The organism is Marinomonas sp. TI.3.20, from assembly GCF_038155025.1.
GTDB lineage: Bacteria > Pseudomonadota > Gammaproteobacteria > Pseudomonadales > Marinomonadaceae > Marinomonas > Marinomonas flavescens.
Window position 1 is genome coordinate 59,423 of the sequence record NZ_JBAKAS010000012.1, and the last position, 13,959, is coordinate 73,381.

The following is a 13,959-nucleotide window of genomic DNA, read 5'->3' on the forward strand; positions in this document are numbered from 1 at the left end:
CAGTGTGCTGGCCATATGCTGATTAAAGGCGATAAAAATGTATTTGTGAACACGGCCAGACTCATGAAGATCGACACAGGGCTAAAAGGAAGAGAGGACGTATTCGACACGATAGAACAATGTATTGAACATCATATATAACACCAACCAATTGGCGATCGTCATACCGGCTCTAATGACTTCAGTCACAAGCCGGTATAACGTGACTACATCACCAGGAACATCCTGCCCACTCATCATTATTTGCTATCAACATTTTCTTTGCGGGAACTATAACCCCAGTAGCAACAGCATCAGAGAAAAATACACCTTGTTCGACGTTTGTTGTAAATCCAAAAGACTGTATTCTTAGGTGATCCTTATCTAAATTAGACATAACAACCCCCATTCTGTTGTCTAGAGAACAGACCTTCTGGCCAACCCGTTTTCTTTTGATGGCAAGTTTCTCAAATCTTAACCGTGTCTCATTACGAGAAATAGATGAAATGGTATCCGATATAGCAGCTGATTGACGTCTTAAGAGATAATTTTTAGTATCAATCTCCTTCACGACAACTGACCTCACATACGGGTTCGAGAAATGCGGATTGTGTATGGTTATCGAAACGCTCCAGACCACTTCTCCATTGATGCTGCATGAATAGGTACCAATACTATTTGAAACTATATCATCGGCATTCTGATCGTCTATACGTTGCAGGACTCCACCTTTGTGCGTACAAAAACTCCCTACAGTCTCTTTAGAAAAAGTAAGGTTAGTTTTGTTGTTAGGCGCCCAAGAATAAAGCTTATTATCCCGAAACTGAACATATTGAGGTGTATCAAATTCACCACCAATCAAAGATCCTATCGAACTGTATTGCTCTACATTAGCTTTTTCCACCGGAAATAAAGTTGAACAACCTGCAAGGCCGGCAACAACTGCAATGAATGATACGTGCTTGATAATTCTAGGTAGCATACATCCTCCCCGCCTATATATAGCGGACTACTCTGTTATTCATTACCTTACTGGACACTAAAATAGATCGAAACGTAGTAATAATCAAAGCGTTCAGGCTCTCTTTACAGCACACCCCCTTAACGAACATTGCTTTAAATATCGGCGCCATTGAGCTAGACAAATCTGCAATTCTAGAGAAATCGAACACCTCGCATTGATAATTGCTACGCATCCATTCGACTGCATTTTTAATTTTAGAGATTGATTGATAAGATAAACTCCTACCAATTTTTTTCTGTGCGATAAGTTGCATAGTAGTCTTTTCAAAATCCGCATCTTCATCGAAAAGCATTAAACTAACAAGCTCCGCAATGCCAAACGTTGTTTGGTTCATGGTTTGCGAAAGGGGCACTATTTGCTCCGAAATGCTTGGGGTCGTATTATGCTGGTACTCCAGAGCAAGCAATGGCATTAATACCATGGTAATTCGGTATTTGAGTTTCTCATAATCAGTGTGGTCGCCGTTATCGTCGACAAGTATGCATGGTTCTATAAAACGCTTAACAGCATGCTCTAAAATACTAGTCTTAACCGGCGATTCCTTTACATTCTTATGAACATCTAGGTACATAAAGCACTGCTTTATAGTGGCACTACTTAGATTATCACTTACCCCTTTTTCCTTGGCCATCTTGGAAACTGCACTGTATGTTGGCCGAATGCCGCCAGCGTGGTTATCCATGTAATTCAAAATAAGCCGGAGAGTAGTGATAGTGATATAGGATAGGCATTTGCTCTCAGCTAGATGATTTGACTTAAATATAGGGCCAAGTATTGGATCACCTAACAAATCACGCACCTTTATATATTTTCCATTATTAGACATCGTTTTAGACCCTCCAAAATTAAATGATGCAACTGCTTTAATAGCATTACCCCATTTTATCCTTTTAATGCACCAATAACAAACCCACTACAGTCGTGCTACAGCAAATTTTTGTCTTATCCTGACCACAGCGGAAAATTGCTAAGAGAGACCCAATTAAGATCAACAGTAGGCCAATCGAAAAAACCATATGATAATAACGTAACAAATCTACATTAATTATCTTTAATAACATTTTCGTGCATCGACTTACCCTATTTAGAGCAAAAATAAGGGCAGCTTGCTGAGCGCACCTCCAGCTCAATAAAACCAAGACATAAAATCTGTCTCAACAGGTTGGTGTAATTCTTGTAAATTTGTCTCGGGAATTCTTGAAAGCCCCATAAATAAAGGGTTTAATGAATCTGTTGTATTACTTCGTAAAATTGTTATTTTACATAGTAATGTTATTTGTCTTGTACTGTCGTAAGTTAGGTGAATTCAGATTTTATTCATTTCTCGCCAAAACTTGGCACTTCACCTTACTCAAGCAGCTCACTTAGCAGCGAAGATTTCCTTAAATGAAAAAATTAGAGTTAACCACCACATCGCAACCATCAGAAAAGAATACGCTTCTTACCGATCAATACCGGTCTGGCCAATTATCTGAGGTGGCCATTCGCGCACTAAAAGGTGCAGAAACCCTTACTGATACAAACAAGCAATACGAAAGCCACTATCGCATTTTTACTCGGTGGTTAAGTTCCAAGGGATTTTCCGGAAGCCTATCTACGATAAGCTACATAGAAATCATTAATTTCCTTGCAGAACAGGCTGAAGGAACCAGAACAGTTTATGAAAAAGGATCGGGGTTACTTTTAGATGGCCACTCGATTGCGGTAGCAACCCTTAAGTCTCGAATATGGGGGTTATACAAAATGCTTGAGTTTAAACATGGCCTCATATTTAAGGAACAAGACCAGAAGCGCATTACAGAATTTTTGAAGCTTCTACAGCTAAACCCTGAAAGAGCCAACAAGTCTGGCCGTAAACAGGGCCAGGCCTACCCTTTACGCTGGATAGATATTGAGGCAATGCTGAAGTCTGATTACATTCATTCTGCTAGCAAGTTAGTAGTGTCACGAGATAGGGCTCTATTGTCTTTTTTGGCTGTCACAGGCTGTCGTGAGTCTGAAGCCCTAGGCAAATACGGAATTAGAATAAAAGATCTAACAGTTCACGACGACCGCATTGATTACCAGCGAGTTGTCTTAAAAAATGGGAAGCGCACACATGATTTCAGAGGCTCTTTAATGAAGACAGACCTCGGACCAGCATGCCCATTTGAAGCCATTAAAAACCATTTGGCATTGATGATAAGAGAACCACTATGCAATCCAGACACTAAATTATTCCCTCGAGTCAATAGGAATGGTGAGGCCTATATTACCGGCACACCAAAATCGATAGCACACCTTGGCGCGGCGATCGTTGATAGTTGGTTACGAGATTTAGCTCTTAATATAGGCTTACCAATGGATAAAATTAAGCGCATTTCTGGACACTCTGTACGAATGGGGCTTGTGGTTGACCAGGTAGAGAAAGGCAAGTCTTTGAAATACATAAGCTCAATTACGGGGCAATCTATTGGAACAGTGGAGCGGTATTCTAAGCAAGCAGATTTAGGCGGATTTCAGGCAGGAGCGTAGCTTAGCTATCCAGCGACATTATGGTTTGACAAGCAACATTAATTTTTGATAGAAGCACTGAAAGCCCCGTGGCTTCTTAGTTTTGAGTAGATATAAACGCCAATTCTATATCAAACTTTAATGTAACTAGGCCTGTAAAACCGACATTTTAGGAGGCTATAAAGATCAAACTTTAATGTAACTAAACACTAGCGAGCTATATAAACGTGAGCAATTGTTACTTGCGTCACTCACAAGATATCGCCGTTAATCCCAGTAAAATCTGAAAATATTTTCACTATTTCCGTTGTGACTTATGCACTATATGGACAGACAGAATCTTCTATTGTATAAACACTGAAAGCTTCAGGATAAGGCTTTCACTAACAAATAAATAAGGGATCAAGAATGTCTGATCTATATGTCATCGCTAACTTACTAGACTCTCAAGATGGCTCCCTCTCGTTTTATCAAGACAGTAGTATACTCACAAAAAACTTAAATATAGCAAAGAAATACACGTGCGAAGAGGTAAAAAACCTATGGAGTCTTAATAATCATTACGACCTTCCAGTTTGCCTTACCCAAGCCAAAGAGAAGGCTATCTGGGTAGTTCAATACAATAAAATACCAATGCAGTCAGTCAGCTGTTATAAGACAGATTTTTACATCGGTTTATGTCTAGATAAGATACACCAAGGTTTAGCTCTTTGGCTGGATAGGCAAGGAAATTTCAGCCCTGATTTAATGGCGTCTGCGATTCTTATAACCGCCGATCAAGAAGAATTAAGCAAGGATATCTTTCTACTACCCTTTGAAATACCCCAGCGGATTAGAGAGTTTCGAGTTAATCTTTCGGATTTCAACTTCAACGACATGCCTTATCTGAGCGCTTTGTTGAGCGTAGATAGCATAAACAACCGCCTTGATATCATCAACAACCTCAAACACTCATGCCTTTTAGAACGCCCTCTCACAATAAATTAACCAATATGTTATTGATCTTCATTTCAGCACCAGACTTGTAGGTAATAATATAATTCATAATCCTGCATTAAGTGCACTAGTGCATCATTGTATTAATTCGCTTAATGCACTTAATGGTATTAATTGCTATATTATGGATTCTTATACTTGAGTCAACGAGGTTAGTAGACGTGAAACATCCACATAAGTCACAGTTTTTATTTTTCGCACCGGTCTTGGCATCAATAGGACTGATGTTACCAAACGCTGCGATTTCGCAGGAAACAAAAACAACTTTGACTGCCCCTTCAGGCCAGGCTATAAGCTTAGAAAAGAACTTAAGCACCATCAGTAGTCCTAAGGCTAACCAAGCAATAGAGCCTGATAAAGATCTAGATAAAAAGGTAGCTGGTGGTTCAGCCAAAACTGAAGAAGTAGATGCTAAGACCTATAACGCTCGTATAGCACTAGAGAAGAAGCTTGTACGCTCGTACTCACTTGGCTACGTAAGCGCATCAAGAGCGCGATCATTACAAAAAGCGGATATAAACGTTAATGCATTTTTAATTGGGATTAATGATGCTCTGGAAAACAAAGGACAGGCTTCGTCAACAATGGCTCTTCTCGCACCAAATTTAACACATGAAGGCGTTGAGCTTCCTGATTTAGATAAAATTCTAAAGGAAGAAAACAAAGAGCCGGTTTCGAAATAAAAGATCAAAAAAAACAGCATCTTAGCATGCTGTTTTTTTTGAAAGCGTATCTTCTATGCATATCACAGTATGTGTTATTGCTGCCAGGATGGCAGCTCTGAAATGAACTTTCTCCTTAAATCAGTAAGCAAATGCTTTTTAGAGATAATTATCACATCCCTTGATTTCGCTAAATCATAAACTCTGCTACTTATAGCGCCAGTAGTAATGACTACAGGGACAATATGCTGAGCATTCGCCAATAAATGACGTGGGATGCCAATCATTTTATGGAATTTGTTCTTGCGCTTTCTTGCTATGACCCTGTCTCTTATATCAGCTAAATCAGTGATGGCTTTGGCGGACAACTGGCTTCTCATGTAATGCTTAGATTGCAATAAAAGCACGTGCTTGCCCTCAACCATAACACCGTCGAGTCCGTAATCAGCTGTTAGCTTTGGGCTAGAAATATAATTAGGCTTTAGATTTATCCTTAATAACTCCATTGCATACAGTTCAAATTCAAATCCATCCATTTCATTCAATGCATTTTCTAGCTTGTTATTCCGATCACTAGGGGATGCTTTCAAGATGCCTTTATGTTTTTTCCGAGCTGCTTTGAGCCGCCATTTTTGTTTGTTAGATTTAGGTCTAATTTTGCTTTCAGATATCTTTTTTAAAAATAGGTGCAAGCAGACTAGTAGAGCTAAAGCGATAACGAAGAAAGCCGCTACTGGCACGAGGAACGAATTCGAAAACACTTGTAGTGGTTCAATTGTAGGGTTGTAAAGCAAACCTTATTCTCCGAGACATTTCTGAAAATACCCTCTTAGGAGAAGCTTATTTGGCCTCAGGCTTAGGACTTACTTTATCGTCATCAGAAGTAGATTGTAGTGGCCCCGACATTGCTTCATTACTTGGGGCTTCTAACTTGCTTTCATGCGTTGGTGCTACCTGATGAAGTAAGCCTTTAGACTTTTCACCACCGCTTCCACCACCAGTAAGCATATGAATAACAAATGTAATGCAGACAACAAGCAGAAATAACGCTATAAAATCTTTGATAGTGGCTGTAAGCAAAGCCTCTTTAAAACGACCCTGAAGTAAGTTACCTAATGCTACGTTTCTCATTTAAATCCTCATAAAGCTTGAATGTAAGTATTTCAGAATTAATTCTTTTGGCTTCTATTTCTATGGTGGATGAACAAGGCAACAGCAACAATGACTACTAATGTAGGAGCAATAAGCCATGTAACCATAGGGATTATATATCTGATAACAACCGCGACAGCAATCAAGGCTAATACACCAACAGCAATCATAGATTTAATATTCATACTTCACCTTTAAATAGAAACTTTTTAACTAGAGAAAAGATATAGGGGCCTCAAAGGACCGGACAGGATGGCCGTGCATTTGCTCTGGGCAGAGAACTTTGCACTTAAGCACCGTGTTCAGCCGTATAGCTTCTCTTCATGGGACAGATAACAGCTCTAACTGTCGTAATGATTTTATTGAATTGCAAAGAATAATACAATTAATGATATTATTTATCTAAGATATATTTGCAATTCAGTTATTACAATCAAAGGAGCGAGGACCGAAGTGTCCCAAAACTAAATATGAAGAAACTAAATAAAACCTTAAAGGCTTACTTCTATGTAGCCGTCTTAATTGCTATTGCATGGACGCCTTTGTCCGCAGAGGCAGTTACTTCGTCGAACCCAGGCTTCAAGCTTGCACCCAATGGAATAACTGTTGTATGTACAGGGATGCCAGATGGCACCATAGGAGAATTTAATGGCCAGACGTATCAAGTCGTCTATTCGGGACGAGATGCAGCGGCATTGGAAGTTGCTTACTGGAATAAGCACGGCGATCTAGACAGATATCTAGATACACCTCATGCATGCACATCAAACGTAAAGGTACTTAATTATGCGTTCCAAAATCAATGGGCCTTTAATGGGGATATCAGAAGCTGGGACACACACAACGTTGTATCGTTCATATCCACTTTTGAGGGTGCACTAAATTTTAATCAAAATATCAGTAGTTGGAATACAGTCGCGGGTAAATATTTCAAAAAAATGTTTTACAAAGCCTCCTCGTTTAATCAAAACGTCAGCAAGTGGAATATGTCAGCGTCAATAAATATCGAACTTATGTTCGCCTTTGCATCGCATTTCAATGTAAATCTTAATAAATGGTGCGTAGCTACTCTTAAAAGCTCCTGGTATTACAATAACTATGATTACAGCACTCCGGCATGGACCTTACCGAGACCAAAGTTTGGTAAAAAGTGCGCCTTAACGCCAGAGGAAAAAGAAAAAAAAATAGAAGCAGAAAAACAAGCGGCAATAGAAGCGGCTCGCAAGACCAACTTCAGTTATGTTCGTACTATAAATGAGAGATAAAGATCACTAAAGATTTCTAGCGCACTCAAGGAGGAGAGCCCGCAGCAAACAAATATTTAATGGACGTATATGATTTAATTGCATTATACTAATTAGATAATCTACCAGAAGCCCTCAAAGTCAGTGCTATCCTCAACCATCATTAACCCTTCTTAAAACACAAACTATTCCCATCATTATCTAATTTTAGTTCGTAGTAAATTTACTACTTAATACTTTTATAAAGAGCTCCTCCCTTCCCCCTCCCCCTTGACTTCACATCGAAACATTACTGAATGAATCTTATCTTTCCATTTAACCCGTCTCTCAGTATGAAAAGAATAAACAATAAAAAGAAATAAAAAGAAAAAAAATAACGGTTGAAAGTTTGAAAGAAAAAAAACAGGAAAGGGATCAGATGGGGTGATTCTCTGATTGGTAATCAAGATCACTACGAACTAAAAATGAAAGAAACCACGTGGCTCTACGGGTTTCTGATTACACATTAATGTTGTTGGCCAACGATTCTTTATAGGCCGTTATTCAAATATAGCTGGTGGAAGTATCAGTTTTCGGCGCTTCCCTGCTATTAGCCACCATTGCTCATCCATATAGGTTACAAAACACTGCTGGCCTACAGAACCTCCCCTGCCCAGCCACTGAGATAGCTGTGAAGCTTCAATGCCTTGTGACATACAAAAATTCTTTTTCCGGCCAAATACGTAGTCAATAAAGTACACTAATGACAGGGTGCAATATTGATTATGAACAACAGAATCAATCCAATACACTTCATTCCAAAGCGCCTCACTATCTGAGCTCAGAATGGATTGATAATTATATAGCTTTAGAGAATGAGGTTTACTAACGAATCTTTGAAATTGTTCCGCCTCATCTCGTTTAGCGACAGCCTCTTCCACAGAGCCGAATCCTGCACAAAACTTCTTTTTAAAATCTATGGGGATATCTGAGGGCCCACTATCGGGTAAACATATAACGTAAAAAGGAAAACGAGGGGTATATAACTCACGAGTGATAGTGTTCAATAATATATTCCCTAACAGCATTAGAAATTGTCACTCACTCTGCAATAAGGCAATGCGAGATCTTCTTATATAGGTGCTTCACGTAAAATAGAGCATATTACGATGAATCTCATTATACGGTATTTTAAACACCTAATGCGATTCAATCAATTAGTTTACTTAATGTAATTAATGATAAAAGCATGGGAAATAAAAGAATTACGAACTAATTGTGCACAAGATCGGCATATCCTTACTGAATAGTGACAATTAGTTGGTGGTTGTGAAAATCTAGAAAACTCTAAGAGAGTTTATCTCCGAGTCGATGCAGAAGGACTGATATTATGATCACCGGACTTATGGAAGGAATTTAATATTAGAAGAACAAGGAATATTACCGGTCGTTAATGGTAGTCATTGTCAGGCTCGTAAAAGTACACTGGGTCGTGCTTATGAGCCTCTTTTGGTGGTTCAAATAGCACTTCAATTTTCGCCTCATCCACCTCATCCCAACGCAATAGAACAGTTATAGCTATTAATATAAAGAAACAAAAAACAAGCATAAACCAAGACATAGACAAACACCTTATATCAGTAAACCAACATGGAGACGGTCTCTGACCGATCCCCACCGTTTCTATTTTTATGGTTTTTTCTCTTATTAAAGAAAATTCCACATTCTGTTTTCACCAACTCCCCTGCCTGAACTCTACCTACCATTGACAAACAGTCCTTTGCAGCATTTCTATATTTCTCAAAATCCACAAAAGATGGGACTCTCATCGGAAATACACTTATAACCTCATTGTTGCTTATAGCCGCCCATGCCCCGCCACAAACACAATCGATCGACCCTTCCTCAGATATAGTTCTGTCTTCATCATTTAAGAAAAAGGTATTCGCACCTATCTTATATAGCGCACCGGTACAAACCGCACCTACGAGAGACAAACAGTCTAAAACAGTTTTACTATACTCTTCAAAATCCACAGTCGCAGACGCCTTCATAGAGACAACAGCGATAACCTTTTTGTTATTCGTCACCGCCCAGGCTCTCGAAATCATTTCTTTGGATTTCATTACTTCTACCTTAATACACCTTGGATAATAACTTAATGATTGAAATCTATACTTTCTATAAATTAGCACATTTTCTAAAGTTTATTCCAGCAAAGCGCTACTCTCTTAGAACCCAATAAAACCAATAAATTGGATAGGCGTAGGGCTCTTTTTACGATGTGCACTTCTTGGGGGAGAGCCCAAATAATTTGAGGTCATTCTTTGAATTTTGGCAAATTTGGAAATACACTATTTAAAGTAAGTGCACTTATACTAAATAATGCACAAAGCAAATAAGGAGCAAACTTTTGCATAACTGCCCCACCTCACATATCGCAACACTACTCTCGCTTAATGAAATACCGCTATCCATCAAAATTGGTACGCGACACAATTTTTATGAAGCTTCTATAAAAGAGCCTTTAGCGGACCCTTCTCTTAGTAACAGAGAAACAGATTATTCTAAGCTTTCATTTATGCAGTTTGCGAGGAACGTTGCCACGTTTCACGACATGCTTATGAAAATATTTAGAGATATGGGTGATTTATCTAAATTAAGTGACTCTGATATTGAATTTTTAGGCAGAAACAATTATTTAGCCCTTAAATTACATCATAGCTACCTAATGGAGCTTTCAGCTAACCCTAAATATCTTGTAGATCGAACTTATACCCTAGAATCTATACGTAGGGCACTTGATAATGCAGAGCAAACAACTGCTATCTGCGAACAGACTATAGATGAAGGCGCTCAGCTGAAAAACGACATTTCGTCTTACCCTTACAGTTTATTAGCTCACATGTTCGCTTCGGCAATAAACGAATTCGATCTACCTATCTACTCATGCATGTTCATACCTTTTGAACAGGATAGTAAAGAACGAGCATATAACGCTGTCCATTTAACAACTCGTCCAAACGGCTTCCCAACGCCTTTATGCAATGGTTTTTCCAATAGAGCCAAGCCCTACGAGAAAATACAAAATGATTCGAATGTTTGGATACATGGTGGCAAAAAGAACACCTCATCAACTGTATGTGAAGAGTGTCTACGACATGGTTTATTGCTAGCGGAAAACATGGCCTTCTAAACCATAATAATCGTATGCATTTAAGACCTGCACGAACCCAATATAACAGATTATTTGCATCTTCCTTAAATGGCTTAATGGATATAATATAATTATTGTATTAAGCCTCATTAAGGAATTTAATTATGGATCATTTTTATACCTCTTCAAACCTAAGTTTAACTGAAGTCTATGCCAACGGCCTTTCTGCACTCATTCACGAAGACAAAATCGTTGTCGCCAATCAAGCAACAGCGACCCATTCCCATCCACTTATCAGAATTACAGAAAACCAGCACAGTTCCGCACCAAAATTTGAAATGGTAGGCGATGTAGCCTATGAACTAAACGAACGGGAAAATACACTGTCTATGCAAAATAAAGCGGCCCTGTACAGCGGTCGTATCAGGTCTTTAGATGATCCTCATATAGCTCAGCAATTTGCTACTGAACAAACCATTCTTGTTCAAGCAACCAACGCTGCTATTGTAGAAATGGTGTCGGGGAATAAAGATTACGATTCTTCATTTGTCATCAACAAAATGTTAGCTTCCCTGCAAGGGCGTCAGAACTTACTTGAAAGCTCACTTAGCGATTTTAACAACAAAGACCTTAATTCAATTACAAAGTCTGCTAGGACAGGTCTTGATTTGATTCAAAGCGGTGAATTCCTCGAAAAAGCATCACAATATGGCATCGGGCTAATTTCAAAAAAACTAGAGCAGTCAATACAGCAAAGCAATACTCAACTGGCAGCAGAAACTTTTTTACATGGAATCAATAATAATTACTTTCTATCAGAGCAAACGGTTCACCCCAGTATGCTTACTGGTAAAATGGCACTTAGCTCGTTAATCCCTACGAGTGATTCTCTAAATTTAACCAATGACCAGGCGAATGCTATTTTAGAGGGGTTGGCACAAAAAATTGAAAACGTACAAACTTCAGCTTTAAAATCAGTCGATTTGTTTAATAATGACCTAGACCAAAGTGCAATCGAACAATCTATTGCACACCCTAGCTTAGTCAGAGCGGCCAGCAAGATCAGCCCAATGATCGCAGAGCATTTCTTTGCTGCTATTAATCAAAGCCCTAACCTTCTAAGAGAAAGCTTCGGATTAGAGGATTACCCTTCTAAGTTAGCCAAACATGTTGAAAATTTTATCGGCGTTTATTCTCAAAACCCAAATTTAGATGCAGACTCCATCAGTGAGCTTTCAGCTCTGACAGCAAAAATAGTAAATACCAACCAAAACTCGCCTTTAAAGAGTTCTGTTTCCTCTTTACTCAATCGCCTTAATGTTGACGATCGTCTTGTAGAACAGAGTACTGGCCTAAAACAAATTGACCCACTATCTGCAAAAGAGACATTGCTAAATTCTGATTTAGCTGTAGAGAACGTGCTTGATGCCATCAACAATCCTAATGTTACACAATCTGACTTAATTGATTATTTAGAATCAAATAACCTTGATAATCTTACGTCTGACGTAAAACATGCTTTAGCTAGACGTCTAGACAGCAAAGGCCATGTTGCAGAGCTATTTAATAGTATGACTGGTTTTGAGTTAGTTGATTTCGCTAGCAATCACTTATTCCACTCGTCCAGCAGTGATGACATTAAACAAAAATTAGCACTACTTAGTCATGTGTCAAAAAATAAAATTGATTTTTATGAAGCTAATAAAGGCTCTATGGATCTACATGAGCAATCAGCCTATGAGCCTTATATAGATTTTGGAGACATAACCCATGAATTACGGAAAAGCACTGATCCCCTATTATCTGAGGCGCATGACCTTTTAGCGACAGGTATTGAACAGCTAAAGCAGCAATATTTAGAGCATCGCACAAACGTGATAGATGACCTGATTGAGAATGGTCAAGTTGATCAGGCTTTAACGTATATTGCCTCTGAATACCCTCATGAGCGCCCTGAACCTATTTCAAGAAACACCTCTGTCAATGCTCTTCACTATTTTTTGAACGGTGGTGAAGGAAGACATGACTTATCTATGAAGTCCGACAATGCCACTAAGCTTATTGCCGCTTTGGCAGAGATAAATTCAAATGATGTTAATTTAGATTTATCGCCAGGTTTAGTCGAGCGCTTAGGTTCTAATTTACCTTTAGAGAAAAGTGAAGAGCTATTACTTAAATTACACAATCGCGCAAGTGACGTATTAAGAGAGATTCGCTTTGATTTCCACGCCGATGATCCTGAAAGACCAGGTGCAGACCTTGAATACGTGAGTGATACTAATCTGTCCCAGCTTCGTGCCTATTCCGCTATAGCTAGAGACATAGCAAACAACAAAGAAGCTAGCACCATATCAATAAGCACAATACTGTCTAATTTGGATACGATGCAAGATAGAGCATTTTCAAAACGATCAAGCACCGATGTATCAAGCTCTATTGAAAACCTACATAAAGCACTTAATTTAGCGAAAGACCATCCTGCATCATATTTAAATGCAATTCGTCTGGCGTCTAATGAGTTAGGTAAAATTAAAGACGGTCAGATCCCGTTACCGGCTTTAGAATTTGTAAAACAAAACATAGATCGCAATATACAACCAAATGAATTCATTCCTACTAATTTATTACAGAAATTGTCTCCCGATGATTTAACTAATCCTGTACATCTTGCAGGTGTTCTAACTTCGGACACGTATTCACCAACTTCAGCAAAATTTACTTCCCTAGAAGATGCCATTCCTAAAGGCTATTCGCTGGATATCCCTTTGGAAAATCAAGTCATTGATATTTTGCAAGATCCAGACGCAAGCTCTGAATTAAAAAAAGTCATTTACGAAAACTCAAGATCCCAGCTTTTAAATACGGACAAATTTACATCATTTTCTCTTGTCAACGCAGCTATTATGAATGCCACTATGGCGGATACACCCTTATTGAACCAGCTTTTAAAAGACCACTTATCAACGGCCAAACAGAAAGATGTTTTTGTTGATTTTGCTGACGAGGTTCTTTCAGACGCACGAATCCCTATAGATCAAGCCATCAAACTAGCTACTTTCACAGAAGCTGTATTACCTAATAAAAATGACACAGTCACAGAGATTATGAATACAGTTAGAGATCATAATAAAATTGATAAATTGAATCCGACGGCAGAACATACGCTTGAGCTTTCAAGACAGCATGGCAAGATCGCATCTGAAATGCCTATGATGAATCAAATTAAAACTCAAAGGTGATTGTCTAGCTCTCGCCAGAACGATAAAAAGGCCG

14 protein-coding genes are annotated in these 13,959 nt (G+C 38.7%); 6 read left to right on the top strand and 8 right to left on the bottom strand.

Annotated features, from left to right (window positions below; all coding sequences use genetic code 11):
* Positions 1 to 211 precede the first annotated feature (211 nt).
* Positions 212 to 961, bottom strand: a complete 750-nt coding sequence (locus V6259_RS12785; RefSeq protein WP_341584838.1) for a hypothetical protein — start codon at positions 959 to 961, stop codon at positions 212 to 214.
* Between the two features lie 13 nt (positions 962 to 974).
* Positions 975 to 1,829 (bottom strand): hypothetical protein, encoded by an 855-nt coding sequence (locus V6259_RS12790; protein ID WP_341584839.1) that lies wholly within the window; start codon positions 1,827 to 1,829, stop codon positions 975 to 977.
* 560 nt (positions 1,830 to 2,389) lie between these two features.
* Between V6259_RS12790 and V6259_RS12795 the strand changes: the two genes are divergently transcribed.
* From V6259_RS12795 to V6259_RS12805, 3 genes are all read left to right on the top strand, one after another.
* Complete coding sequence (locus V6259_RS12795) at positions 2,390 to 3,517, top strand: hypothetical protein (RefSeq protein ID WP_341584840.1); 1,128 nt, start codon at positions 2,390 to 2,392, stop codon at positions 3,515 to 3,517.
* A gap of 387 nt (positions 3,518 to 3,904) precedes the next feature.
* The gene (locus V6259_RS12800; RefSeq protein ID WP_341584841.1) at positions 3,905 to 4,483 is read left to right on the top strand and encodes a hypothetical protein; all 579 of its coding nucleotides are present in this window, start codon (positions 3,905 to 3,907) and stop codon (positions 4,481 to 4,483) included.
* Positions 4,484 to 4,653: 170 nt separating this feature from the next.
* On the top strand, positions 4,654 to 5,175 hold the full coding sequence (locus tag V6259_RS12805) for a hypothetical protein (protein WP_341584842.1): 522 nt from the start codon (positions 4,654 to 4,656) through the stop codon (positions 5,173 to 5,175).
* A gap of 74 nt (positions 5,176 to 5,249) precedes the next feature.
* Here the strand turns inward: V6259_RS12805 and V6259_RS12810 are convergent, their stop codons facing one another.
* From V6259_RS12810 to V6259_RS12820, 3 genes are read right to left on the bottom strand one after another with little or no spacing between them, the layout of a single operon-like run.
* Entirely contained in the window at positions 5,250 to 5,948 is a 699-nt protein-coding gene (locus V6259_RS12810; RefSeq protein WP_341584843.1) for a restriction endonuclease, read from the bottom strand.
* A gap of 46 nt (positions 5,949 to 5,994) precedes the next feature.
* Complete coding sequence (locus V6259_RS12815; protein WP_341584844.1) at positions 5,995 to 6,285, bottom strand: hypothetical protein; 291 nt, start codon at positions 6,283 to 6,285, stop codon at positions 5,995 to 5,997.
* 38 nt (positions 6,286 to 6,323) lie between these two features.
* Complete coding sequence (locus V6259_RS12820) at positions 6,324 to 6,491, bottom strand: hypothetical protein (RefSeq protein ID WP_341584845.1); 168 nt, start codon at positions 6,489 to 6,491, stop codon at positions 6,324 to 6,326.
* A 285-nt stretch (positions 6,492 to 6,776) separates the two neighbouring features.
* Here V6259_RS12820 and V6259_RS12825 point away from each other — a divergent pair, with 285 nt between their 5' ends.
* On the top strand, positions 6,777 to 7,571 hold the full coding sequence (locus tag V6259_RS12825) for a BspA family leucine-rich repeat surface protein (protein ID WP_341584846.1): 795 nt from the start codon (positions 6,777 to 6,779) through the stop codon (positions 7,569 to 7,571).
* Between the two features lie 518 nt (positions 7,572 to 8,089).
* On the opposite strand, the gene V6259_RS12830 is transcribed toward V6259_RS12825, so the two are convergent.
* From V6259_RS12830 to V6259_RS12840, 3 genes are all read right to left on the bottom strand, one after another.
* Positions 8,090 to 8,596 (bottom strand): hypothetical protein, encoded by a 507-nt coding sequence (locus V6259_RS12830; RefSeq protein ID WP_341584847.1) that lies wholly within the window; start codon positions 8,594 to 8,596, stop codon positions 8,090 to 8,092.
* A gap of 383 nt (positions 8,597 to 8,979) precedes the next feature.
* Positions 8,980 to 9,150, bottom strand: coding sequence for a hypothetical protein (locus V6259_RS12835; protein ID WP_341584848.1), 171 nt, complete (start codon positions 9,148 to 9,150; stop codon positions 8,980 to 8,982).
* 16 nt (positions 9,151 to 9,166) lie between these two features.
* Entirely contained in the window at positions 9,167 to 9,655 is a 489-nt protein-coding gene (locus tag V6259_RS12840) for a hypothetical protein (protein WP_341584849.1), read from the bottom strand.
* Positions 9,656 to 9,942: 287 nt separating this feature from the next.
* On the opposite strand from V6259_RS12840, the gene V6259_RS12845 reads away from it, so the two are divergent.
* The gene (locus V6259_RS12845; protein WP_341584850.1) at positions 9,943 to 10,725 is read left to right on the top strand and encodes a hypothetical protein; all 783 of its coding nucleotides are present in this window, start codon (positions 9,943 to 9,945) and stop codon (positions 10,723 to 10,725) included.
* A gap of 125 nt (positions 10,726 to 10,850) precedes the next feature.
* Positions 10,851 to 13,925: a hypothetical protein gene (locus V6259_RS12850; RefSeq protein WP_341584851.1), complete on the top strand. Its 3,075-nt coding sequence runs from the start codon at positions 10,851 to 10,853 to the stop codon at positions 13,923 to 13,925.
* Positions 13,926 to 13,959: the final 34 nt, after the last annotated feature.